Genomic DNA, 24008 nt, shown 5'->3' on the forward strand with positions numbered 1-24008 from the left:
TTCAAGCGGGCTTTTTTTGGCGCGCAGTTGGCCGCTGTATGGCCCTGGTCCGCAGGTGGGCCAACAGAATTTATTATCAGGAGCAAGACCTTGGATTATCCAAAGAGTGTGCCCAGTGTAGGGCTGGTGAATGGAAGGTTTGTTGATGAAGAGCCATTGGCCGGCACGCCAGGCTCGCTCATTCCGGCAAGTTGGGGGAATAGCGTTACCCAGGAAATTCTCGGTGTAGTTCAGGCGGCGGGCATGACGCCGGACGAAGGGGCGAATGATCAACTGCTGGGTGCATTACGCAGTTCAACACTCTTTTCTACACCTCCTCGTTTTGACGTGAGTCGTTCGGTCGCTACTCCAGAGTTTGTACAGCGCGCGCTGGGTAATTACTCCAGCGCTCGAGGAATATCGGAAAGCACGCAACTGACCATTGCCGATGTCGGTTGTTCCATCGGCCTGGGTGGGACTACCGCCTTTACCGTCACCCTGCCGGATGTCTCGACTGTTCCAGATGGCGCGACGATCAGCTTGCATTGTCGTAGTAGCGCGCAAGTGACCGTGGCTAGCAAGAGCGGTGCGCAGATCAGTCCACAAGGGAACTATCTGAACTCCATCGTGATGAGCAGTGGTGAAAGTGCGAATCTGGTTCGGGAGTGGGGAGTCTGGACCGTTTATGGTACGGCTAGCCTCAAGTACTCCGCGTTGTATGGGGCTCAGCTTTCGACCGCGGGTTATCAGAAATATCCGAGCGGCTTGATTGAGCAATGGGTGTTAGGTGGGTCTGACGCCAATGGCGTTATGTCCCTGTCATTACCCATGAAGTTTCCCAATGCAATATTGGGAGGTATTGCTGACGAAGGCTATCCCGCAGGTTGGGGCGGTGCGAATGTTACGGTCTGGTCGTTTGACTTGAGTTCATCAAATACTTCAACAGCTGTCGCCCGTGTCAGATCGGTCGAAGTTGGGACCATTAGAGTGGCCGCGGGTATAACCGGGCGCATAGTTGTGTGGGGACGATAACCATGAAGATTTATTTCTTTGCGAAAACCCTCGGTTTCGATGTTGTCGCCTCTGCGAACGAGGCCCCGCCAGAAGGCGCAGTGGAAATCAGCCAGGCTGAATATGCCGAACTCTTTGCCGGGCAGGGCGTGGGCAAGCGGATTGTGGCCAATGACAACGGTGCGCCCATTCTTGTCGACCCTGCCGGTCCCTCGCCTGAACAATTAGTTTCAATTGAGCGCGCCTGGCGTGACTCGGAGTTGCTCAAGACCGATGCGCTGGTCGCCCGGCACCGCGATGAGCTGGAGTCTCAAGCCACCACCACTTTGTCCGATGCCGACTACAACGCCCTGCAAGCCTATCGCTGCGATTTGCGCAGCTGGCCAAAATCACGAAAGTTTCCTGCCGCCGCAGATCGCCCCGTGCTGCGAATGACTTCCGGCACTACAGGAGCGACGGTGAAAAGAAAGAGGGTGAGAAAGCCGGTGCAGATGACCGAGTCCGTTTGAGTTTGTCGACTCTGTATTGGGCTTTGCCGAATGCTGAAGTTTTTTATGTTTAATTTGTATGAGGGCTAGACAGTGGACTACCCAAAGAGTGTACCGAGTGCCGGTTTGGTAAATGGAAAGTTTGTCGATGAAAATCCGATCGCAGGAACGCCAGGGTCTCTAATCCCCGCGAGTTGGGGGAATGCGGTCACTCAAGAGATTGTTAATGCAATCGATGCGGCAGGAATGTCTCCTGTAGAGGATCAGAACAATCAGCTAACACTGGCTATCAAAGAGCTTGCCAAGCTGGATCCGTTGCAAGCATTTCCGGTTCAGGTCTATCGAAAGAACCATGTGATTAATGGGAACTTCGATATTTGGCAGCGGGGGGGCGCTAACCAGGGGACCAATATTGGAGGATATGTTGCAGATCGGTTTCGTTGTGACTGGAATGGCAATGCTGGAGTCAATATTTCGCGTCAGAGCTTTACTTTGGGACAAACAGAAGTTCCCAATGAGCCACGATTTTTTCTACGTTGGCAGCAAGTCACGGCCGGTGCTGGGGCAAATACACATAAGATTTCACAGTATGTTGAGTCTGTTAGAACCCTGGCCGGAAAGCTGGCAACCGTGACTTTCTGGGCGAAAGCCGATGCAGAGAGAAATATCACGGTGACGGTGACCCAGTCTTTTGGCGGTGGCTCGGAGTCTGTGGTCACGACTGTGGGAGTGTTTAAGCTGACCAGCACATGGGCGCGTTATACAGCGACTGTGAAAGTCCCATCGATTGCAGGCAAAGTCCTGGGCGGTGCGGAGAACGACTCTCTTAGGTTGGCCTTCGATTTGCCATTGAATGTCTTGCAAACAATCGATTTAGCTCAAGTTCAGTTTGAAGAAGGAGCGGTTTCAACGCCTTTTGAGTTTAGAAGTCCCGCCGAAGAGTTGATGCTGTGTCAACGTTATTACGAGAAAACATTCAGGCAGGACATTCAGCCAGGCGATACATCAAGCTCTATTGCTGGGGCTCTTATATCAATCGTCGTGGAGGGGCAGGCGGGCTCTCTTTCCCAACCCTTGGCACAGTGGTCTTTCAAGGTAGAAAAAAGAACGACTCCCAGTATTGCCCTGTACAGGACCTCGCAGAGCGGGACTGTTGGTCAGTGGCGCTCCGGGAGCGACGCGATTTCGTCTGGCAATGCGCGTCCCTTTTCAGTCTCTACACGAGGAGCCTGGGTGTACAACTCGGATGTCGCGGTGGTACCTCAGGCTTATTACATCCATGCAACGGCAGATGCCGAACTATAGGGATAAAACCATATGAGTTATCAACTGACCGCTAATGGGGTCTATCGCCTTGCCGATTCGGTTTTTATTCCAGAAGACTTGGCCAATCGCGATTGGGCTGCCTACTTGCAATGGCTGAGTTATGGGGGAGAGCCACAACCGATCACGATCAATACTGAGTCGGATGGGGCTGAGCGTGTCTGGCGTGATTCGCAGCTGCTACAAACCGATGGCATCGTCGCAAGGCATCGCGATGAGCTGGAGGCTGGGATCGATACAACGATATCAATTGCTGACTATGAGAACTTACAAGCCTACCGCCGGGCTTTGCGTAGCTGGCCGGAGTCCTCGAGTTTTCCTTCTATTGTCGCAAGACCGTCCCTCAACATCGGTTTGATTTCTGCTCTTGCTGTATCGACTGCAGGCGCTTCTGCGCGGAAAGCCGAGGCGATTGAAAGGGCATGGCGCAGCAAGATGCTGGAGTCCACTCAGTGGCTGGTTATTCGTGATAACGAAGAAATGGACATGGGCGAAGGTACGACGCTGAGTGCCGAGCAGTTCAAGGAGCTGCTGGCCTATCGACAGGGGTTGCGGGATTGGCCTTCGGCCGCCGATTTTCCGAACGCCGAGTATCGGCCTGTCGAGCCAGGTTGGCTTGAACCTGTTCTGCAGGAGCATAAATGACCCTGTTTGTTCCGAACGTCCTCGAGGCAGAGGAGGTAGAGTGAAATGCCTGTTACCCTTGAAATGATTCAACGCATCATGCCCAACGCCCGCTCCCAAGCGGGCGTTTTTGTTTCTGCGCTTAACACCGCCATGCTGAACCGCCATATCAACACGCCCAAGCGCATGGCCGCCTTCCTCGCGCAGGTCGGTCATGAGTCGGGGCAGTTGCGTTATGTGCGGGAGCTGGGCAATGACCAGTACCTGAGCAAATACGACACCGGCAGCCTGGCGGCCCGTCTGGGCAATACCCCGGAGGCCGATGGCGACGGCCAGAAATACCGTGGCCGCGGTCTGATCCAGGTCACCGGTCGCAACAACTACCGGCAATGCAGCCTTGGGCTGTTCGGTGACGAGCGTTTGCTGGCGTTGCCCGAATTGTTGGAACAGCCGCAGTGGGCCGCCGAGTCGGCCGCCTGGTTCTGGCAGCAGAACGGTCTTAACGAACTGGCCGACCGCGACCAGTTCAACAGCATCACCCGTCGTATCAACGGCGGCTTGAACGGGCTGGAGGATCGTCTGCAGCTCTGGGCGCGGGCGCGGGAGGTGTTATGCCAGCCTTCGGCCTGATGCCTCTGTCTTCCCGGGCAATGGTTGTCGTCGTGCTGCTGGCCGTGGTGGCCGGCGTCGCGGGGACGCTGGCCTGGCAGGTTCAGGAGTGGCGTTTTGGCCGGCAACTGGCGGAGCAGGCCAGGCTGCACGGCGAAGCTCTGAATCAGTTGAACCTGGCGGCCGCTGCCCGGCAGCGGGACGAGCAGGATAAACGCCTGGCCCTGGAGCAACAGCTGCAAGCCAGCGACCAAACCCATTACCGAGCCTTGAACGATGCACAACGTGATCAAGGTCGCCTGCGCGACCGTCTTGCCACTGCTGATCTGCGCCTGTCAGTCCTCCTCGCCGCCGATGACAGCGCCGGCGGCTGCCCGGTGCCTGCCACCCCCGCCACCGGCGGCGTGGTTCATGGAGCCCCGCGAGCCCGACTTGACCCGGCGCATGCTCAACGAATTATCGGCATCACCGATGCCGGCGACCAGGGACTGATCGCCCTGCAGGCGTGCCAGGCCTACGTCAGGGCGTTGAACCGCTAAACATTTTGATCCGCTCCGTGCCTTGCAAGCGCGTATCGCTCGTGTACGGTAAGACCTCCGCCAACCCGATCAGGAGAGGACCGTGAACGAAATCACCCAGCTTGCCGCTGAACTTGGCAGGCGCCTGCAGATTCTGAATACCCACGTCACCACCGCCGAATCCTGCACCGGTGGCGGGATTGCCGAGGCCATCACCCGCATTCCCGGGAGTTCGGCCTGGTTCGAAGCGGGTTATGTGACCTACTCCAATCGGCAGAAGACCAAACAGCTAGGGGTGCCGGAAGCGCTGTTCGCTTCCGTCGGCGCGGTCAGCCGCGAGGTGGTCGAGGCGATGGTGCAGGGCGCGCAGGGCAAAAGCAGGGCGCGTTTTGCCGTGGCGGTCAGCGGCGTGGCCGGCCCGGACGGCGGCTCGCCGCAGAAACCGGTGGGCACCGTATGGCTGGCCTGGGGCGTGGGAGAGGCGGTAACGGCCGAGTGCCGACACTTTGCCGGGAATCGGGACGACGTCCGCCGACAAACGGTGAAGGCCGCGCTAGAGGGCTTGCTGCAACATGCCGCGGCAGAAATCTCAAAACAGGGGTAGGCGATCCACGAACGCTGTGGAATAATACTGGCTACTTATACAGGTGTTGGCCGTCAGGCCTTATTGATTACGTGAGGACTTTAATGGACGACAACAAGAAGAAAGCCTTGGCTGCGGCCCTGGGTCAGATCGAACGTCAATTCGGCAAGGGTGCCGTAATGCGTATGGGCGATCACGACCGCCAGGCGATCCCGGCCATTTCCACTGGCTCTCTGGGTCTGGACATCGCACTCGGCATCGGCGGCCTGCCAAAGGGCCGTATTGTTGAAATCTACGGTCCGGAATCGTCCGGTAAAACCACCCTGACCCTGTCCGTGATTGCCCAGGCACAGAAGATGGGCGCCACTTGCGCCTTCGTCGACGCCGAGCACGCACTGGACCCGGAATACGCCGGCAAGCTGGGGGTCAACGTTGACGACCTGCTGGTTTCCCAGCCGGATACCGGTGAACAGGCGCTGGAAATCACCGACATGCTGGTGCGCTCCAATGCCATCGACGTGATCGTGATCGACTCCGTGGCGGCATTGGTGCCCAAGGCCGAGATCGAAGGCGAGATGGGCGACATGCACGTGGGCCTGCAGGCCCGTCTGATGTCCCAGGCGCTGCGCAAGATCACCGGCAACATCAAGAACGCCAACTGCCTGGTGATCTTCATCAACCAGATCCGTATGAAAATCGGCGTGATGTTCGGCAGCCCGGAAACCACCACCGGTGGTAACGCGCTGAAGTTCTACGCTTCGGTTCGTCTGGATATCCGTCGTACTGGCGCGGTGAAGGAAGGTGACGAAGTCGTCGGTAGCGAAACCCGGGTCAAGATCGTCAAGAACAAGGTGGCTCCACCGTTCCGCCAGGCTGAATTCCAGATCCTGTACGGCAAGGGTATCTACCTGAACGGCGAGATCATCGATCTGGGCGTGCTGCACGGTTTCCTCGAGAAGTCCGGTGCCTGGTACAGCTATCAGGGCAACAAGATCGGTCAGGGCAAGGCCAACTCGGCCAAGTTCCTGCAGGACAACCCGGAAATCGGTAACGCCCTCGAGAAGCAGATTCGCGACAAGCTGCTGGCTCCGACCGCTGATGTCAAAGCTTCGCCGGTCAACGAGACCATCGATGACATGGCCGACGCGGATATCTGATCGATCCGATGACCGCCGAACTCGATACCCTTGTCGCGGTGCGGCGAACCGCAATGGACCTGCTCGCGCGACGCGAGCACGGTCGAGTCGAGCTGACGCGTAAACTGCGTCAGCGCGGCGCCTCTCCCGAGATGATCGAAACAGCCCTTGACCGTTTGACGGAGGAGGGGCTGCTATCCGAATCCCGCTACCTCGAAAGTTTCGTTTCCTATCGTGCCCGTTCCGGCTACGGCCCCATGCGTATTCGCGAAGAACTCAGCCAGCGCGGTTTGCAGCGTGCCGATATCGAACTCGCCTTGCGTGAGAGCGGCATCGACTGGCAAGCACAACTGGAGGATGTCTGGCGGCGCAAGTTTGCCGGGCATTTCCCGATAGATGCCAAGGAGCGTGCCAAACAAGGCCGCTTTCTGGGGTATCGGGGATATTCGATGGACATGATCGGCCGCTTGTTGAGCGGCCGAAGGGTGGACGATTGACCTGTAGGGCCCGCGAGTCGAATGCGCGGGCCGCTGCTTCCCCGCTCAAGTGACCTTGATCGGTTCTCTATTGCGTTGTGGCGTCCTGGCCTGATTCATCGCCCAGTTTTCCGGCAGGTTGATGAAGTCGATCAGTTCGCGCAGGCGACCATTGTCGCGGGCGTTGAAGGTGAACGACAGGCGTGCCAGATGGCTGAACTCCGGTTCGTTGTGCTCCTCGACATTGTAGGCATGTTGATGGAAGCGATCGCTCAGGCACAGGTCAGCAAAAGCCGTCTGCATCTGCTCGAGCGCCGGTTCGCTGAGCTTGTGATTCATGCGAATGACAAACTGATGTTTCAGCCAGCGACTGGAGTGGAAGTTGCTGTAGAACTGGTTGATTTCTTCGACCGCCTCCTCGGTGTTGTGCGCCAGGCGCATCAGCTTCATGTCGGTTGGCAGGATGTAGCGGTTGTTCTCGAGCTGGTTGTGGATAAAGTCCAGCGCCCCTTGCCAGAAGGTTCCTCCCGGAACATCCAGCAGCACCACCGGTACCAACGGGCTCTTGCCGGTCTGGATCAGGGTCAGTACTTCCAGCGCCTCATCAAGCGTGCCAAAGCCACCCGGGCATAACACCAGGGCATCGGCTTCCTTGACGAAGAACAGCTTGCGGGTAAAGAAGAAGTGGAAGGACAGCAAGTTCTCGGTGCCGTCCACCGTTGGGTTGGCATGCTGCTCGAAGGGCAGGGTGATATTGAACCCCAGGCTGTGATCGCGACCGGCACCTTCGTGGGCCGCGGCCATGATGCCGCCACCGGCGCCCGTGATGACCATCAGGTCGGAGCGGGCCAGGGCCGCACCGAGTTCTCGCGCCAGGCCATACAGCGGGTGTTCGATCGGCGTGCGCGCGGAGCCGAATACCGTCACCTTGCGTCGCCCCTTGAACTGTTCCAGCACGCGAAAAGCATGTTCCAGTTCGCGCAGGGCCTGCAGGGTGATTTTCGCGTTCCAGCGGTTGAGATCGTCCTGGGCCATGCGCAGGACGGTGAGAATCATGTCGCGATAAAGAGGAATGTTGGGGCTGTTGGGAGCGATCAGGTTGAGTTGTTCTTCGACCTTGCTGAGGTCGATACCGTTGCTCTGAAAATGACGACTGAGGAGGTCATTCGGTTCGTAAGGCATTCAACTTCTCCTTCTGCACAGAACCTTTGACACGAACGAAGCATTCGTTGGCATCACGACACTGCATGTGTCGCTGTCAGCCCGGCTTTGGCGGCTGATTCGCCAGGGCGGAAAAACCCTGACGTGGCCAGCGGGCCATCCATACAGGTTCTGCTATTCCTTGATTTAGAAAGCATGTGCACTGCAAGACGCGCTTGGGCGGCCTCCGGATCCACCCAGGAAAATTCAGCATGAACACTTTGAAATCTAGACCTTCATGATGATTCGCGCTGACTTGATCATGGGCCTTGAAAGTCGGGGCTGGCAATCACTTATTAGCGGTGGTGTGCAGCGCTTTCACCGCCTGTCTGAACGCATGCCGGCCGGTGGAGGCTCTGATTTACTAAGTTACAGCGCTAGCAAGACAGCTTGGCGTCAAAGGGCAGGATGCACAGGGCGGGGTTGTCGCGCAGGTAATGGCGAGTGGGGCACGGAGGCTGGTCATGCACAAAGTCGTACTGGAAATAGATGCGCAGCTGTATCAACTGCTGAAGTCAGCGGCAGACGCCAATCATCTGACTCTTGAAGAGGAATGCCGACGCCGGCTTGAAGGTGGGGAGCGCCGTTCGAGCTATTTGCAGGCCCTGTTGGCGGAGCTGCGAGCCGATGATCAACAGCGGCACGCAGCGGGGCACTGAATTACTTTTTCTTCTTCGTCGGGGCCGGGCAGTCCGACTCCTGGAAGCGCGCCGAGGCGACCGGGCGGTTGGTGCGGTTCTCGGTGAATTCGTAGCGCATGATCGCGCCCTTGGCCATCAGCTTGCGGTAGTTCGGGTCACGACAAACGCTGGCGCCCAGTTGCAGGTAGACCGCCTTGGGGTTGGCGCGCATTTTTTCCGCGTGTTCGGCCTGGACGCTGAGGTGGTTGATCAACTCCTTGCCTTCGACGGTATAACCCTGGTCGAGGATGTTCTCGTTGACTTCCCGAGGCGTGCCGACGTTACTTTCCTCGGCGGTTTTCTGCAGGGTCTTGTTCAGTTCGAAGTCTTGCAGCGATGCAGCCTGGGCACTGAACGGCAAGGCCAGCAGAAGGGTGGCGGTGGGAACGATAAAGCGCAACATGAAACTCTCCTGGTTCAGTGACTGATGCTTCGACCAGTCACGCGACTGTGCGTTCAGTGGCGGCGAATTATAGGGGAGCGAGGGTAGGCGGTACAGGTTTGAGCAGAGAGCTCTGATAAACTTGTGCGAATTTTCAGCTTTCCGAGTTCTTTTCGTGTCGATTCCTTCTTTCTGCCAGGGCGGCTTCTAATGAGTCATGCCGTATCCCGCCTGCGTGCCCAACGTCTTGCGCGTGCCGTCAGACCTTTTACCGCCCGGGGTTCCCGGGCGGAGCGCTGTGCGGGCTGTCGGGTGATTCCCAGCCACTGCATGTGCGCCTGGCGCCCCAAGGTTTCCGCGCAGTCGGCGATGTGCCTGATCATGCATGACGTCGAACCCATGAAGCCGAGCAATACCGGCTGGCTGATCGCCGATGTCATAGAAGACACCATGGCGTTCCCCTGGTCGCGAACAGAAGTCGACCCACAATTGCTGGCCTTGCTGGCCGATCCCCAGTGGCAGCCTTATGTGGTGTTCCCCGCAGAGTTCGTCGCGCCACAGCGGGTGGTGAACGAAGTCCACCTGGAGGCGGGCAAGCGCCCGCTGTTTATCCTGCTGGATGCGACCTGGAGCGAAGCGCGCAAGATGTTTCGCAAAAGCCCTTATCTTGAACACTTGCCGGTATTGAGCCTGGAGCCGGAGCAGTTGTCGCGCTACAAGCTGCGGCGCTCCAAGCGCGATGACCATTTCTGTACCGCGGAGGTTGCGGCGCTGTGCCTGGAGTTGGCCGCGGACCGGCAGGCCGGCGAAGTGCTGGATGCTTATCTGGATGTGTTCAGCACCCATTATCTGTCGGCCAAGTTCCAGCTTGAGATCGACCCTGACGACGAGACGCACACGCGCCTCAAGCCTTTTCTGTAATACCTGAGGCAAGGGACTGGAGTTTTTTCGGCCGGAGCTGTGCCACCAGCATCCCGCTCAGCATCAAGGCGCAGCCGTGCGGGCATGGCTTTGTATGATGGCACTGTTATTAGTTAGCAAGCTAAGATGCCGCACAGCCCGAAGCTTGACCACCCCGGCTTCGCTGGGCATGCTTGGCGCCGATTAGGGCGCGACCGATCTTTGAAACGCTGCATTTCCGGGCTCTTGGCGTTGATCGTGCTCTTTGGGTGCAGCATTCTGGCTGACACCTGTGTTGCCTTGGCGAGGACCGAATGCATCGGTACTCCCATAAAAAACAGGATCATTTGAAAAATGGCCACATACGAAATCCTGATTGCCGATGACCACCCCCTCTTTCGTAGCGCACTGCATCAAGCGGTGACCCTGGGCCTCGGCCCGGATGTCCGTCTGGTGGAAGTGGCGAGCATTGCCGAACTGGAAGCCCGCCTGACCGAAAAGGCCGATTGGGACCTGGTGCTGCTGGACCTGAACATGCCGGGCGCTTACGGCTTTTCCGGCCTGGTGCTGTTGCGCGGTCAGTACCCGCAGATTCCGGTGGTGATGGTGTCGGCACAGGAAGAAGCATCAGTGATGGTGCGTTCACGCGAATTTGGCGCCAGCGGTTTTATTCCCAAGTCCAGTTCTCTCGAAGTCATTCAACAGGCCGTGCGCAGCGTGCTCGACGGCGATGTCTGGTGGCCGCCACAGGCCTTTGAAGAGGTCAGCGTCTCCGCTGAGGCCAAGGCGGCCAGCGAAGGCCTGGCGAGCCTGACGCCACAACAGTTCCGCGTGCTGACCATGGTTTGCGAGGGTTTGCTGAACAAGCAGATCGCTTATGAACTGAGCGTTTCGGAAGCCACCATCAAGGCCCATGTGACGGCAATCTTCCGTAAGCTGGGGGTGCGGACCCGCACCCAGGCGGCGCTGCTCCTGCAACAACTTGAGTCAATTTCCAGCCAGTAACTGGCTCTTTCTTCACGCTTTTTTGACTTTTGTTGAACTAGCTTGCCCATTCCTTATTGTTCTAGTTGCCTATTTATGTCGCCTTTCAAAGGTCAAACCGGTCTTAAACGCATCCTCAATGCCTCGGGATACTCCTTCGATGGCCTGCGGGCCGCCTTCACCGGCGAAGCTGCGTTTCGTCAGCTGGTGCTGCTCAACGCGATTCTGATCCCCGTGTCTTTCCTGCTGAATGTCAGCCGGGTCGAGCGGGCGTTGCTGATTGCTGTCTGCCTGCTGGCGCTGATTGTCGAACTGCTCAATTCGGCGGTCGAGGCGGCGATCGACCGGATCTCCCTGGATCGCCATCCACTGTCGAAAAATGCCAAGGACATGGGCAGCGCCGCGCAACTCGTAGCCTTGAGCATGATCACTGTGGTCTGGGCGGTGATCCTGATCTAGGTCTGTACGAAAAGTGGCTGCACTCGGCCATGCTGCGTTAAAAACAGGCTCGTGCGCGAGTCCGATCGGAATGCTCATGTAGGCCCCTAAAGTCGAACGCGACCCCGGCCGTTCCTCGCCTGTTTTTGCCTTGCCTGACCTTCGCTCGCCGACTTTTCGTACAGACCCTAGGGAATGCTCGGCAGCACGATCTCGTCGCTGCGCTGCACCCCGGCGGTAAAGGCACGGCAGAGTTCGAGGAATTCGCGCATCGCCGAGGTCTGATATTTCTGTTTGTGCCAGATGAAATAGAACTGCCGGGCCAGGTCCAGGTCCGGCGTCTCTACCGGCACCAGGCTGCCACGCCGGAAGGCGTCGCGCAGCGCCAGCCTGGAAATGCAGCCAATCCCCAACCCCGACTCCACCGCGCGCTTGATCGCTTCGGTGTGTTCCAGTTCGAGCCGGATATTCAGCGCGCTGCGGTGATGACGCATGGCCTGGTCGAAGGTCAGGCGCGTGCCCGAGCCCTGTTCCCGCAGAATCCAGGCTTCGTGGGTCAGCTCCTCCATGCTCGCATGGCCGCGTTTGGCCAAGGGGTGCTGCGGGGCGCAGAACACCACCAGCTCATCCTCGACCCAGGTTTGTACTTCGATGTCCGGATGGCTGCAGTCGCCTTCGATTAGACCCAGGTCAATTTCGTAGTGGGCGACCTGTTGCACGATATGCGCAGTGTTCTGCACATGCAGTTTGACCTGGCTCTCCGGGTGGACCTGCATGAAGCTGCCGATCAACAGGGTCGCCAGGTAATTGCCGATGGTCAGGGTCGCGCCCACCGACAACGAGCCGAAGCCGGACTTGCCGTTGAGCAGGTCTTCGATTTCCTTGGCCTGGTCCAGCAACGCCACCGCCTGGGGCAGCAGCTGTTTGCCCAGGGCGTTGAGGCTCAGGCGCTTGCCGGCGCGATCGAACAACTGGCAACTGGATTGCCGTTCCAGTTCGGTGATTGAAGTGCTTGCCGCGGATTGGGAAAGGGCCAGCAGGCCGGCAGCACGAGAAACGCTCTCTTGCTGGGCGACGGCGACGAATACTTGCAGTTGACGGAGAGTAAATCGCATATCGATATAACCGATAACCCTTATCTTAATAATCCAGTTAACAGATATTGTCGCCGCCATTAGAATGCTGTGCAATTGCGCTCGGCTCGCTTGTCGCAGAGCAGGCGCCGACAACTTTCCAGGAGTCCCCCGTACATGAGCAACATGAACCACGAGCGTGTCCTCAGTGTTCATCACTGGAACGACACTCTGTTCAGCTTCAAGTGCACCCGCGATCCGGGCCTGCGCTTCGAGAACGGTCAGTTCGTGATGATCGGCCTGCAACAGCCCAATGGCCGCCCGCTTATGCGCGCTTACTCGATTGCCAGCCCGAACTGGGAAGAGCATCTCGAGTTCTTCAGCATCAAGGTTCCCGATGGCCCGCTGACTTCCCAGCTGCAGCATTTGAAGGAAGGCGACGAGATCATCATCAGCAAGAAGCCTACCGGTACCCTGGTACTGGACGACCTGAAGCCTGGCAAGCACCTGTACCTGCTCAGCACCGGCACCGGCCTGGCGCCGTTCATGAGCGTCATCCAGGATCCGGAAACCTACGAGCGTTTCGAGAAAGTGATCCTGTGCCACGGCGTGCGTTACGTCAACGAAGTCGCCTACCGCGAGTTCATCACCGAGCACCTGCCGCAGAACGAGTTCTTCGGCGAAGCGCTGCGTGAAAAACTGATCTACTACCCGACCGTGACCCGTGAGCCGTTCGAGAACGAAGGCCGCCTGACCGACCTGATGCGCAGCGGCAAGCTGTTCAGCGACATCGGCCTGCCGCCGATCAACCCGCAGGACGACCGCGCCATGCTGTGCGGCAGCCCGAGCATGCTCGACGAGACCAGCGAAGTGCTCAACAGCTTCGGCCTGACCGTTTCGCCACGCATGCGCGAGCCGGGTGACTACCTGATCGAGCGCGCTTTCGTCGAGAAGTAAGCGACTCGCAGCACAGAAAAAGCCCGCGTTGCCTGAGAAGGCAACGCGGGCTTTTTCGTTTCCGGCTTCCGGTCAGCGCGCGGGGACCACTTCCAGGACCTGGATCAGGCCCGGCTGGGGGTAGTGCCAGCGCACGTCCAGATCCCAGAACTGCGCGCCGTATTCGCGTTCCGGGGTGGGCGTCTGGTAGGCCGGGCGTGGGTCCTGGGCCAAACATTGCTCGATCAGCTCCACCAGCGGCTCCTGCAGGCGTTGAGCGTGCGTATGAGCCTGTTGCAGGGCGTTGTCGCTCCACTGCACCGGGATCAGCTGCGGCGCCGCGCTGGCGATGCTGTTGCTCGCGCTATCGATGATGTCGGCGTAAGGCACGTAGGGCTTGATATCGAGAATCGGCGTGCCGTCCAGCAGGTCGATGCCGGAGATCCACAGGCGGTTGGCCTCGACCTTGTCCAGCTTGACCACCGACTGGCCAATGCCGTTGGGCCGGTGGGTGGCGCGGGTGGCGAAGACCCCCATGGACTTGTTGCCACCCAGGCGCGGCGGGCGGACCTTGAGCCGCGGTTTGTCTTCCAGCGCCTGGTGAAACAGGAACAGCAGCCAGACGTGGCTGACCTGTTCCAGGCCCTGCACCGCGTCGCCCTGGTTGAAGGGCGCCACCAGCTCCAGCACGCCACGGGCCGCCGGGGCCAGTTGCGGCTGGCGCGGGATGGCGAACTTTTCCTTGAAGCAGGAGCGCACGAAGCCGATGGGGGAAACGCTGTAGGTCATTTTGCAAATCTCAAGTTGCAAGCTTCGAGCTACAAGCTTTGAACTTGCAGCTTGTAGCTGTCTTAAGCCCTGACGCGTAGGGTCAGGCCCTTGAGGAAGTTGCGCAGCAACTGGTCGCCGCACGGGCGGTAGTTGGTGTGGCCGAACTTGCGGAACAGCGCGCTCAGCTCTGGCTTGGACACCGGGAAGTCGGCGGCCTTGAGGATGGCGTGCATGTCGTCTTCCTTCAGCTCGAAGGCGACCCGCAGCTTCTTCAGGATGATGTTGTTGGTCACCGGCAGTTCGATCGGCAACGGCGGACGGCTTTCGTCCTTGCCACGCTTGAAGATCACCAGTCCGTCGAGAAAGTGCGCCATGACCTCGTCCGGGCAATGCACGAAACCTTCTTCCTCGTCCTTTTTCAGGTAGCCGACTATGTCGTCCAGGCTCACGTCAAAGCCGGTGAGCTTGATGATCTCGACGACCTTCTTGTCGCTGATGTCGAGCATGTAGCGCACGCTGCGCAGTACATCGTTATGAATCATGTCTACAGTCCTGGTCTGTTCACGTTGAGCGCCGCATGCACGCGCGGCGTCTGAATGGGTGTCGGCCTAGAATTTTTCTTTGGCGGACAGGTAGCGCCATTGCCCGACCGGCACCTTGCCGATGGAAACCCCACCGATACGGATGCGGCGAATGGCGACCACCTTCAGGCCTACCGCTTCGCAGAGCTGGGCGATCACGCCCGGTTGCGGGTTCTTCATGGCGAAGCGCAGGCGGTTTTCGTTCTGCCAGCTGGCCTTGACCGGCGGCAGTTCCCGGCCCTTGTAAGTCAGGCCGTGGTTCAGGCGGTTAAGGCCGTGGGCGACCATCTCGCCTTCCACCTCGACCACGTATTCCTGCTCGATCTTGGCCGCATCGGCGGTCAGCTTGCGCAGGATCTTCCAGTCCTGGGTGAACACCAGCAGGCCGCTGGCATTGGCTTGCAGGTCGGCGCTGGCGGTCAGGCGCAGGAAGTGGCCCTTGAGCGGTCGTTTGCCGAAGCGGTGCTCCTCGGACAGGCTGGCGGCGCTCAGCGACTGCATGGCGCTGTCGACGTCCTGGCCGGCCGGTACGTTCAGCAGCAGGGTCACCGGCTCCGGCGCGGTGGCCTTGGCCTGTGGGTCGAGTTCGACTTTCTGGGTGTCGACCTTGAACTGCGGCTCGTCGATGACCTCGCCATCCACGGTGACCCAGCCGCCCTCGATGAACAGCTCAGCCTCCCGGCGGGAGCAGCCGACGAGTTCGATGAGGCGTTTGGAGAGACGAATCGGGTCAGTCATGACAGGGGCCGTAGCAAAAGGGGGCAGGCATTGTACCTGCCCGGCGCCGGTTAATCGCGGGTCCATTTGCCCGCTGTGGCTTTTAGCCGCGCAGTGCCTGCTGCTGGGGCTGTTTCAGGCGCATGTGCAGCAGCGGATAGGGCTGGCCCATGCCGTCGTGCTCGGAGCGACCGATGACCTCGAAGCCCTGCTTGAAGTAGAAGCCCAGGGCTTGCGGGTTCTGCTCGTTGACGTCCAGCTCGTCGGCGTTCAGGTGTTCGATGGCGTACCTGAGCAATTGCTTGCCCAGGCCCTGGCCGCGATGGGCGGGATCGATGAAGAGCATCTCGATCTTGCCGGCGGCGACCCCGGCGAAGCCGGTGATGTGCTGGCGCTGGTCCCGGGTGCAGATCAGCATCACTGCATCCAGATAACGGTTCAGCACCAGGTTTCTCAGCAGTTCGATGTAGCTGTCCGGCAGGAAGTCGTGGGTGGCGCGCACCGAGGCCTCCCAGACCCGGGTCAGTTCCGGGTAGTCGCTGTGTTTCGGGGTGTGGATGACCGAATGATGGCGCATGCCGCCTGCTCCTTTGTGGTGACGCATCCGTGGTCCTGAGCAAACGATAGACGTAAAAAAGCCCCGCATCTCGCGAAGAGAGCGGGGCTTTGCGGTTTTTTACGCCTTACAGGACTTCGGCCCACAGGTCGTATTCGTCGGCGTCGGTCACCCGGCACCAGACCTTGTCGCCTGGTTTGAGGTCGCCGGCACCGTCGATGAACACGTTGCCGTCGATTTCCGGGGCGTCGAAGAAGCAGCGGCCCACGGCGCCCTGTTCGTCGACTTCATCGATCAGCACTTCGATTTCCTTGCCGATGCGCTGTTGCAGGCGCGCCGAGCTGATTGCCTGCTGGTGCGCCATGAAGCGCTCCCAACGGTCCTGCTTGACTTCGTCCGGGACCACTTCCAGGTCCAGGTCGTTGGCTGGCGCGCCTTCCACCGGTGAGTACTGGAAGCAGCCGACGCGGTCGAGCTGGGCTTCGGTCAGCCAGTCGAGCAGGTACTGGAAGTCTTCTTCGGTTTCGCCGGGGAAGCCGACGATGAAGGTCGAGCGGATGATCAGCTCGGGGCAGATCTGGCGCCAGTTCTTGATCCGGGCCAGGGTCTTGTCTTCGAAGGCCGGGCGCTTCATGGCCTTGAGCACTTTCGGGCTGGCGTGCTGGAACGGGATGTCCAGGTACGGCAGGATCTTACCGGCGGCCATCAGCGGGATCAGCTCGTCCACGTGCGGGTACGGGTAGACGTAGTGCAGGCGGACCCAGACGCCCAGGGTGCTGAGGGCTTCGCACAGCTCGGTCATGCGGGTTTTCACCGGCGCGCCGTTCCAGAAGCCGGTGCGGTACTTGACGTCGACGCCATAGGCGCTGGTGTCCTGGGAGATCACCAGCAGTTCCTTGACCCCGGACTTGACCAGACGCTGGGCCTCGTCCAGTACATCGCCCACCGGGCGGCTGACCAGCTTGCCGCGCATCGACGGGATGATGCAGAAGCTGCAGCTGTGGTTGCAGCCTTCGGAAATCTTCAGGTACGCGTAGTGGCGCGGAGTCAGCTTGATGCCTTGTGGCGGTACCAGGTCGATCAGCGGGTTGTGGTCCTGTTTCGGCGGCACCACTTCGTGCACCGCGCTGACCACTTGCTCGTACTGCTGCGGGCCGGTCACGGCCAGCACGCTCGGATGCACGTCGCGGATATTGCCTTCTTCCACGCCCATGCAGCCGGTGACGATGACCTTGCCGTTTTCCTTGATGGCTTCGCCGATCACTTCCAGGGATTCGGCCTTGGCCGAGTCGATGAAACCGCAGGTGTTGACCACCACGACGTCGGCGTCCTGGTAGGTGGACACCACGTCATAACCTTCCATACGCAGTTGCGTGAGGATGCGCTCGGAATCGACCAGCGCTTTCGGGCAGCCCAGGGAAACGAAGCCGACCTTGGGGTTGGCTGGCGCGGTAGGGGTGGACATGTCTAACCTCGGCATAGGTGTCGGGTCGCTCGGCGGCTTGGGTAAAACCGCTGGCGACGGACGGGCGCTTGGCGCGCCTCTGATCAAAAAGTGCGCAATTCTAGCGATGGCCGGCGCACTTGACCAGCTTTATGCAGGGAAATACGACGAGTGCTGCGCTATGCTTCGCGCCGTTGCGCCCAGGTGAATTCTTATAGTCAAGAGAACCTCTGTAACTGTAAGTAAAAGGGCGCATGCTGCATTGGCATTCACGAGAGTCTTGCAAGCTTGGCGTTGTCTTGAATGTCATGCCTTTTATAAGAAGCCCCGATCTGGGTAGTAGGAGTGGTGGATGGGTCAGGCAAGTAGTCAGGCGGTAGGCGGCGAGCATTCCAGGGCCAGGCCCCTGGGGATGCTGGTGGCGGCGGTCGGGGTGGTTTATGGCGATATCGGTACCAGCCCGCTTTATACCTTGAAGGAGGTATTCGCGGGGCATTACGGGGTCCCGGTCAACCACGACGGTGTATTCGGCATTCTTGCATTGATCTTCTGGTCGCTGGTCTGGGTGGTCTCGATCAAATACGTGTTGTTCATCCTGCGGGCCGACAACCAGGGCGAGGGTGGCATCATGGCCTTGACCGCCCTGGCCCGGCGGGCGTCGACGCCCTATCCGAGGCTGCGGGTGGTCCTGGTCATCCTGGGCCTGATCGGCGCGGCCTTGTTCTACGGCGACAGCATGATCACCCCGGCGATTTCCGTATTGTCGGCGGTGGAGGGGCTGGAGATTGCCTTCGACGGGCTCGAGCACTGGGTCGTACCGATGGCGTTGATCGTGCTGGTGGCGCTGTTTCTGATCCAGAAACACGGTACCGATCGCATCGGCAAGCTGTTCGGACCGGTAATGGTCCTGTGGTTCGTGACGCTGGGCGGGCTGGGGATCTACGGCATCGCCCAGCATCCGGAAGTGCTGCAGGCGCTGAACCCGGTCTGGGGCGTGCGGTTCTTCATCGTGCATCCGGGCATGGGCGTGGCCATTCTCGGCGCGGTAGTGCTGGCATTGACCGGTGCCGAAGCGCTGTACGCCGACATGGGCCACTTCGGGCGCAAGCCGATCGCTCGCGCCTGGTTCGCTCTGGTGCTGCCGGCGCTGGTGCTCAACTATTTCGGCCAGGGCGCCTTGCTCCTGGAGAACCCGGAAGCGGCGCGTAACCCGTTCTATCTGCTGGCGCCGAGCTGGGCCCTGATCCCGCTGGTGGTGCTGGCGACCCTGGCTACCGTGATCGCCTCCCAGGCGGTGATCTCCGGCGCGTTCTCCCTGACCCGCCAGGCGATCCAGCTGGGTTATATCCCGCGCATGTACATCCAGCACACCTCCAGCGCGGAGCAGGGGCAGATCTACATCGGTGCGGTGAACTGGGCGCTGATGGTCGGGGTGATCCTCCTGGTGCTGGGCTTCGAGTCTTCCGGCGCACTGGCTTCGGCCTACGGCGTGGCGGTGACCGGGACCATGCTGATCACCAGCATCCTGGTGTCGGCGGTGATGCTGTTGCTGTGGAAGTGGTCGCCGGTGCTGACGGTGCCGATCCTGGTGGGCTTCCTGCTGGTGGACGGGCTGTTCTTCGCCGCCAACGTACCGAAGATCTTCCAGGGCGGTGCTTTCCCGGTATTGGCGGGGATTGTGCTGTTCGCCCTGATGACCACCTGGAAACGCGGCAAGGAACTGTTGATGGACCGCCTCGGCGAGGGCGCGTTGCCGCTGCCGATCTTTATCAACAGCATCCGTGTGCAGCCGCCGCATCGAGTCCAGGGCACCGCGGTGTTCCTCACTGCGCGCTCCGACGCCGTGCCCCATGCGCTGTTGCACAACCTGCTGCATAACCAGGTGCTGCACGAGCAAGTGGTGCTGCTGACGGTGGTCTATGAAGATATCCCGCGGGTGCCGACGCAACGGCGCTTCGAGGTGGATTCCTATGGCGAAGGCTTCTTCCGGGTGATCCTGCACTTCGGTTTCACCGACGAGCCGGACGTGCCTGAAGCGCTGAAACTGTGCCATCTCGACGAGCTGGACTTCAGCCCGATGCGCACCACCTACTTCCTCAGCCGCGAGACGGTCATCACCTCCAAGATCGTCGGCATGGCGCGCTGGCGCGAGACGCTGTTCGCCTTCATGCTCAAGAACGCCAACGGCAACCTGCGCTTCTTCAAGCTGCCGGTGAACCGCGTGATCGAGTTGGGTACGCAGATCGAGATGTAAGCTGGCGCGACAGCAGAAGCCCCCGTCACCGCTGTGGTGACGGGGGCTTTTTTGTTGGAGGAGGGCGCTTTCCCCTGTAGGAGCGAGCTTGCTCGCGATGGCGCTCTACCTGGCAGCCCGCGCTGATCGCGAGCTAGCTCCGCTCCCGCAGAGGGGGATTTCAAGGATGAAAAAGCCCCCGGTGCCGGTTGGCAGCGGGGGCCTTGTCTGGGCATTCAGATCACTCTTCGGCGACCTTGTCCTTGCCCTGGCGTTTCTCGATGACGTTGACCAGGCGCTGGGCCAGGGCCGGGTAGTTTTCGTCGAAGTGATGGCCGCCCGGCAGTTTCATGGCTTCGCCGACGGCGGTCTTGTCGGTGCAACCGCTTTCGTCGACTTCTTCCTCGCCGTAGATGCACACCACCTTGGCCGCTGGCAGCTTGGCCATTTCCGGGCCGGTGGCGGCTTCCTTGCCGGCGTTGCCCAGCCAGCCTTCGACTTCGATCTCGAAACTGCCGGTGCGGGCGAAGGCCAGCAGGATAATGGCGTCGACTCGCTGCTGCTCGGCTTCCGGCAGGCGGTTGTAGATGGCTGGCAACACGTCGGCGCCGAACGAGTAGCCGGTCAGCACGAAGCGCTTGGTGCCCCATTTCTGCCGGTAGTGCTGCATCAGTTCGGTCAGGTCGGTGGCGCTCTGCTCCGGGGTCTTGTGCTGCCAGTAGTAGCGCAGGGTGTCGATGCCGACCACCGGGTAGCCGATCTTCGCCATCTCGCCGGCCACGTCACGGTCCAGGTCGCGCCAGCCGCCGTCACCGGAGAGGAACAGGGTCACGGTGTCCTTGGCCTGGCCGGCCGGCACTTCGACCACCGGGATGTTCAGGCCGCCGTTGTCCGAACCCACCAGCAGCTTGCGCAGCTCGTTGTTCAGCACCTGGGGCAGGTGAATGTCGTAGTCGCTGATGCTGGTGCTGGCATTGGGGGTGTCACGCACGAAGCCGGCGCTTTCGTCATCCGGGTTGTCGTTCCAGGCCACCAGCCAGTGGCCGTGGGCCAGGGTCTTGGGCAACGGGTTGGTACAGCCCGGGGCCGGGTTGATGGTAAAGCCCACCGACACGGCCTGGGCCTTGTCGTCGTTCTGGGTGGCGATCCAGCGCCAGGCCAGGGCGGCACCAGGGCCGATGCCGCTGACCAGGGTCGCCGGGCCCGCGAGTTGGCCCAAGGCGGTCTGCAGGGCTTGTTCCTGCAGCTTGCAGTCGTCCTTGGGCAGGATTACCTGGACGATCTGCGCCGCGCCGCCGCGGCTCAAGGCCAGGAGTTGGGTATCGGTCAGGGCTTCGTCGGCGAGGACGGCCACGGCGACCCGGGCTTTGGCCTGGGCGGCCGGGGTGACACGGGTCAGGGTCGAGCCATCGGTCTGGGCCAGGTGTTCCAGGGTCGGTTGTGGTGCCGGACGATTCCAGTACCAGTAGCCGCCTCCCGCTATCAGGGCAAACACCACCAGAGTGGCTAATACATACCGCCAGGAGCGTTGAATCATCAGCGTTTCACCAATCCAGTCAGGCCGCCCGCAATCAGGGCGGCGGTATCGGCCAGTGCCACCAGCGGATCCAGTCCGGCGGGCACGGCCATGTAACGAGGTTCCCAGTCAGGCTGGAATTTGTCTTTGAAACGGCGCAACCCTTGGAAGTTGTACAGCTGCTCACCCCGACGGAAAACCATCGATCCAAGGCGCTGGGTCAGTGGCGCGCCACGCCGGGGTTGCAGACCCGACAACGGCACCATGCCCAGACTGAAGCGGGCATACCCATGGTTTTTATAATGCTGGATCAGGCCGACCATCATGAATTCCATGGTCAGCTTGGGAGCCTCCGGGTGGGCGCGCATCAGGTCGAGGCTGGCCAGGTCATGGCTGTAGGTCTCGAGCAGGTTGGCGAAGGCCACCGGACGTCCTTCAAAACGGATGATCGCGATACGGAAATGCTTGAGGTAGTCCTCGCTGAAACGCCCGAGGGAGAAACCTTTCTCGCGGACATTCTTGCCGGTCAGCCAGGCATCGGAAATGACTTTCAGCTCGTCCATCGGCGCCTGCCCGGCTTCATGGATTTCCAGCGACAGACCGTCGCGGGTACCGCGGTTCCAGGTGTAGCGCAGGTCCTTCATCTCCTTGCCCTTGGCTTCGAGGTCAAAGCGGTTCAGGTCGACCCGGGCTTCTTCGCCAAGCTTGATCGCGGTCAGGCCGATGTCCATGTAGTACGGCAGGTTTTCCGCGCGCACTTGATAGAACACCGGACGCGCATGGTGGACGTCGCACAGGTCGCGGAACTGCCAGATCATCTCGGCCCGTTGCTGGGTCGGCCCGATCGGGTCGTACAGCGCCACCAGGCTGCGGCCGCGCCGGGCATACATGAGGAAGGCGTCGTCGTTGGGATGGAACAGCAGGGCCTTGTCGCCGGTCAGGGACAGGCCGCCGTCGGGCTGCGAAGAGGCCATGAGGATCTTCGCCGCGCGGTCCAGCTCCTCACCATTGGGCAGGTGAATCACCGGGCGCGCGGTGCGCAGCAGCCAGGTCAGGGACACCACCACCAGCAGCACCGCGGCCCCCAGCAGCGAGCGCAGGCCCCGTGGGGCATCGGCGTCGAGGGTGAACTGCCACCACAGCTGATGGCTGTAGGGCACGTCCTGATAGGCGAACAGCAGCAGCCAGATCGATGCGCCCAGCACACAGACGCTGGCCACCAGGTACAGCGGCGAGAATGGCAGTTCGGTGAGGCGGCTCGGCCGGTAGAAGGAGCGGCGGAAGACCGCCAGCAGGCTGGCGGTCAGGGTCATCAGGCTGGCTTCTTCCCAGTCGAAACCCTTGAGCAGCGAGAGCACGGCACCGACCAGCAGCAGGATGGTGGTCAATATCCAGGCCGCGGACAGGCGCCGGCGCAGGCCCTGGGCCAGCAGCAGGCAAAGCACCCCGACCAGGCTGGCGCCGAAGTGCGAGGCATCCACCAGGCGGTGCGGGATCAGAAAACCGATGTGTTGCAGGCGGGTGTCGATTTCCGGGGTCACGCCGGAAAACAGCAGCACCACGCCGGACAGGAACACCAGCACCGCGAGGATCGGTGCGGCCAGGCCCGAGGCCACCCGCAGCGATTGACGGGTCTGGAACAGGCGCTGGGCCTCATTGATCAGCAGCAGGACGCAGGCCACCAGCATCGGCAGGATCACGTAGATCAGCCGGTACAGCAGCAGGGCGGCGGCCAGTGGCGCCGCACCGAGCTTGTCGGCGAAGGCGGCCAGCAGAATCGCTTCGAACACCCCGACGCCGCCGGGTACATGGCTGAGCACGCCGGCCGCCAGGGCCAGCAGGTAGACCAGCAGGAAGGCGCCGAAGGGCGGTGCCTCGGGCAGCAGCAGATAGAGCACGGTGGCTGCGGCGGCGACGTCGAGGGCGGTGATCAGCAGTTGCAGGAGCGTCAGGCGGCGTCCAGGCAGGCGCAGGGTGCGGCGCCCGGCCTTGACCAACAGGTTGTCCGGCAGTGGCTGTTCAGGCAGGCGGCGCCGGTAGATACCGATGACCAGGATCGCGCAGAGCAGCAGTACGGCGCCGGCAATGCTGGCCAGCAGGCCTTCGGAGAGGCGCAGGGCGGCGGAGGCGGCGGGCAGGTTGCTCAGGGTCGCCAGGGCGGCGAGCGGTGGCAGGGCACAACCCAGGGACAAGCTGGCGAACAGCGTCATATGGGCGACGTCGCCGGCACCCACGCTATGCCGGGCATAGAGGCGGTAACGCACCGAACCACCGGAGAGCAGCGACAGGCCGATGGCGTTGCCGATGGCAAAGGCGGTGAAGCCCCCGAGGGCCAGGGTGCGCGGCGGCAGGTTCACCCCGGCGTAGCGGCTGGCGGACCATTCGTAGCCGAGCAGGATGACGAAACCGACCACGGTCGCGGCCAGGGCGCCGAGCAGGGCCGGCTTGGGCACGTCGAGGATCGAATCATGCAGGGCATACAGATCCAGCTCGCTGAGCAGGTGACGACAGGCAATCAGGGCGATGCCGAACAGCAGCAGGGTCACGACCATGCCGATGGGCTGGCGGTATTTGCTCAATAGCTCCAGCCAGCGCAAGCGGGTGGCCGCGACCGGTTGGTTCGCTGTAACGGTATCGGTGTCTTGTGAATCAGACGAGTTGGCACGCATCAATCACCTCGTGGATTGTGCGCGACAGGATGGGGGTATCCAGCCAAGTTACCAATCCCTGCAGAAAAAATAGTTTCAAATATTAACGCGTCTCACCATGGCCCTGCGAGCCCGGACGGCTAGCGTTTTCAAGCGGCTGCCTGGCAATGAGCATAGCGGGTTGGAAAGAGTGGGGGAGGTG

At 60.7% G+C, this 24008-nt stretch carries 25 protein-coding genes; 15 read left to right on the forward strand and 10 right to left on the reverse strand.

Annotated features, from left to right (window positions below; all coding sequences use genetic code 11):
- Positions 1-90 precede the first annotated feature (90 nt).
- From AC07VU_RS02385 to recX, 9 genes are all read left to right on the forward strand, one after another.
- Entirely contained in the window at positions 91-1011 is a 921-nt protein-coding gene (locus AC07VU_RS02385; protein WP_085529977.1) for a gp53-like domain-containing protein, read from the forward strand.
- Positions 1012-1013: 2 nt separating this feature from the next.
- The gene (locus AC07VU_RS02390) at positions 1014-1499 is read left to right on the forward strand and encodes a tail fiber assembly protein (RefSeq protein ID WP_274305724.1); all 486 of its coding nucleotides are present in this window, start codon (positions 1014-1016) and stop codon (positions 1497-1499) included.
- 72 nt (positions 1500-1571) lie between these two features.
- On the forward strand, positions 1572-2783 hold the full coding sequence (locus AC07VU_RS02395) for a carbohydrate-binding protein CenC (protein ID WP_495029476.1): 1212 nt from the start codon (positions 1572-1574) through the stop codon (positions 2781-2783).
- A 12-nt stretch (positions 2784-2795) separates the two neighbouring features.
- Positions 2796-3446: a phage tail assembly chaperone gene (locus tag AC07VU_RS02400; RefSeq protein ID WP_420801057.1), complete on the forward strand. Its 651-nt coding sequence runs from the start codon at positions 2796-2798 to the stop codon at positions 3444-3446.
- A gap of 45 nt (positions 3447-3491) precedes the next feature.
- Positions 3492-4055 (forward strand): glycoside hydrolase family 19 protein, encoded by a 564-nt coding sequence (locus AC07VU_RS02405; RefSeq protein WP_007923947.1) that lies wholly within the window; start codon positions 3492-3494, stop codon positions 4053-4055.
- Positions 4037-4573 (forward strand): lysis system spanin subunit, encoded by a 537-nt coding sequence (locus AC07VU_RS02410; protein ID WP_274305726.1) that lies wholly within the window; start codon positions 4037-4039, stop codon positions 4571-4573. Before AC07VU_RS02405 ends, AC07VU_RS02410 begins: the two co-directional genes overlap by 19 nt.
- Positions 4574-4655: 82 nt before the next feature.
- A complete protein-coding gene (locus AC07VU_RS02415; protein WP_495029477.1) occupies positions 4656-5156 on the forward strand; it encodes a CinA family protein in 501 nt (166 codons plus the stop codon).
- Between the two features lie 83 nt (positions 5157-5239).
- On the forward strand, positions 5240-6292 hold the full coding sequence (gene recA, locus AC07VU_RS02420) for a recombinase RecA (RefSeq protein WP_007923942.1): 1053 nt from the start codon (positions 5240-5242) through the stop codon (positions 6290-6292).
- An 8-nt stretch (positions 6293-6300) separates the two neighbouring features.
- A complete protein-coding gene (recX, locus tag AC07VU_RS02425) occupies positions 6301-6768 on the forward strand; it encodes a recombination regulator RecX (RefSeq protein ID WP_274305728.1) in 468 nt (155 codons plus the stop codon).
- A gap of 45 nt (positions 6769-6813) precedes the next feature.
- Here the strand turns inward: recX and AC07VU_RS02430 are convergent, their stop codons facing one another.
- Positions 6814-7929 (reverse strand): LOG family protein, encoded by a 1116-nt coding sequence (locus AC07VU_RS02430; RefSeq protein ID WP_007923940.1) that lies wholly within the window; start codon positions 7927-7929, stop codon positions 6814-6816.
- A 482-nt stretch (positions 7930-8411) separates the two neighbouring features.
- On the opposite strand from AC07VU_RS02430, the gene AC07VU_RS02435 reads away from it, so the two are divergent.
- Entirely contained in the window at positions 8412-8606 is a 195-nt protein-coding gene (locus AC07VU_RS02435; protein ID WP_007923939.1) for a hypothetical protein, read from the forward strand.
- A gap of 1 nt (position 8607) precedes the next feature.
- On the opposite strand, the gene AC07VU_RS02440 is transcribed toward AC07VU_RS02435, so the two are convergent.
- Positions 8608-9030: a PA3611 family quorum-sensing-regulated virulence factor gene (locus AC07VU_RS02440; RefSeq protein ID WP_274305729.1), complete on the reverse strand. Its 423-nt coding sequence runs from the start codon at positions 9028-9030 to the stop codon at positions 8608-8610.
- Positions 9031-9219: 189 nt separating this feature from the next.
- On the opposite strand from AC07VU_RS02440, the gene AC07VU_RS02445 reads away from it, so the two are divergent.
- The 3 genes from AC07VU_RS02445 to AC07VU_RS02455 all read left to right on the forward strand — a co-directional run bounded on the left by AC07VU_RS02445 (position 9220) and on the right by AC07VU_RS02455 (position 11352).
- Positions 9220-9930, forward strand: a complete 711-nt coding sequence (locus AC07VU_RS02445; protein ID WP_495029478.1) for a tRNA-uridine aminocarboxypropyltransferase — start codon at positions 9220-9222, stop codon at positions 9928-9930.
- A gap of 333 nt (positions 9931-10263) precedes the next feature.
- Positions 10264-10914 (forward strand): response regulator transcription factor ErdR, encoded by a 651-nt coding sequence (erdR, locus tag AC07VU_RS02450; protein ID WP_007923933.1) that lies wholly within the window; start codon positions 10264-10266, stop codon positions 10912-10914.
- Between the two features lie 75 nt (positions 10915-10989).
- Positions 10990-11352, forward strand: coding sequence for a diacylglycerol kinase (locus AC07VU_RS02455; RefSeq protein ID WP_007923932.1), 363 nt, complete (start codon positions 10990-10992; stop codon positions 11350-11352).
- Between the two features lie 167 nt (positions 11353-11519).
- Here AC07VU_RS02455 and AC07VU_RS02460 read toward each other — a convergent pair whose 3' ends face one another.
- Positions 11520-12446 (reverse strand): LysR family transcriptional regulator, encoded by a 927-nt coding sequence (locus tag AC07VU_RS02460; protein WP_007923931.1) that lies wholly within the window; start codon positions 12444-12446, stop codon positions 11520-11522.
- A gap of 135 nt (positions 12447-12581) precedes the next feature.
- Between AC07VU_RS02460 and fpr the strand changes: the two genes are divergently transcribed.
- On the forward strand, positions 12582-13361 hold the full coding sequence (gene fpr, locus AC07VU_RS02465; protein WP_007923929.1) for a ferredoxin-NADP reductase: 780 nt from the start codon (positions 12582-12584) through the stop codon (positions 13359-13361).
- A 72-nt stretch (positions 13362-13433) separates the two neighbouring features.
- Here the strand turns inward: fpr and tsaA are convergent, their stop codons facing one another.
- The 5 genes from tsaA to rimO all read right to left on the reverse strand — a co-directional run bounded on the left by tsaA (position 13434) and on the right by rimO (position 17430).
- Entirely contained in the window at positions 13434-14129 is a 696-nt protein-coding gene (gene tsaA, locus AC07VU_RS02470) for a tRNA (N6-threonylcarbamoyladenosine(37)-N6)-methyltransferase TrmO (RefSeq protein ID WP_495029479.1), read from the reverse strand.
- 62 nt (positions 14130-14191) lie between these two features.
- Positions 14192-14653, reverse strand: a complete 462-nt coding sequence (locus AC07VU_RS02475) for a YehS family protein (protein ID WP_007923927.1) — start codon at positions 14651-14653, stop codon at positions 14192-14194.
- A 66-nt stretch (positions 14654-14719) separates the two neighbouring features.
- Complete coding sequence (locus AC07VU_RS02480; RefSeq protein WP_025806691.1) at positions 14720-15430, reverse strand: rRNA pseudouridine synthase; 711 nt, start codon at positions 15428-15430, stop codon at positions 14720-14722.
- 82 nt (positions 15431-15512) lie between these two features.
- Positions 15513-15986, reverse strand: coding sequence for a GNAT family N-acetyltransferase (locus tag AC07VU_RS02485; RefSeq protein WP_085529982.1), 474 nt, complete (start codon positions 15984-15986; stop codon positions 15513-15515).
- 106 nt (positions 15987-16092) lie between these two features.
- Positions 16093-17430 carry a 30S ribosomal protein S12 methylthiotransferase RimO gene (gene rimO / locus AC07VU_RS02490; RefSeq protein ID WP_007923924.1) on the reverse strand — a complete coding sequence of 446 codons (1338 nt, stop codon included), beginning with the start codon at positions 17428-17430 and terminating at the stop codon, positions 16093-16095.
- Between the two features lie 331 nt (positions 17431-17761).
- Here rimO and AC07VU_RS02495 point away from each other — a divergent pair, with 331 nt between their 5' ends.
- A complete protein-coding gene (locus AC07VU_RS02495; protein ID WP_495029480.1) occupies positions 17762-19663 on the forward strand; it encodes a potassium transporter Kup in 1902 nt (633 codons plus the stop codon).
- 220 nt (positions 19664-19883) lie between these two features.
- On the opposite strand, the gene AC07VU_RS02500 is transcribed toward AC07VU_RS02495, so the two are convergent.
- Both AC07VU_RS02500 and mprF read right to left on the reverse strand, forming a co-directional pair.
- A complete protein-coding gene (locus tag AC07VU_RS02500; RefSeq protein ID WP_123573725.1) occupies positions 19884-21179 on the reverse strand; it encodes a virulence factor family protein in 1296 nt (431 codons plus the stop codon).
- The gene (gene mprF / locus AC07VU_RS02505) at positions 21179-23827 is read right to left on the reverse strand and encodes a bifunctional lysylphosphatidylglycerol flippase/synthetase MprF (protein ID WP_495029481.1); all 2649 of its coding nucleotides are present in this window, start codon (positions 23825-23827) and stop codon (positions 21179-21181) included. Before mprF ends, AC07VU_RS02500 begins: the two co-directional genes overlap by 1 nt.
- Positions 23828-24008: the final 181 nt, after the last annotated feature.

This window comes from Pseudomonas sp. GW821-FHT02B10 (genome assembly GCF_059421865.1).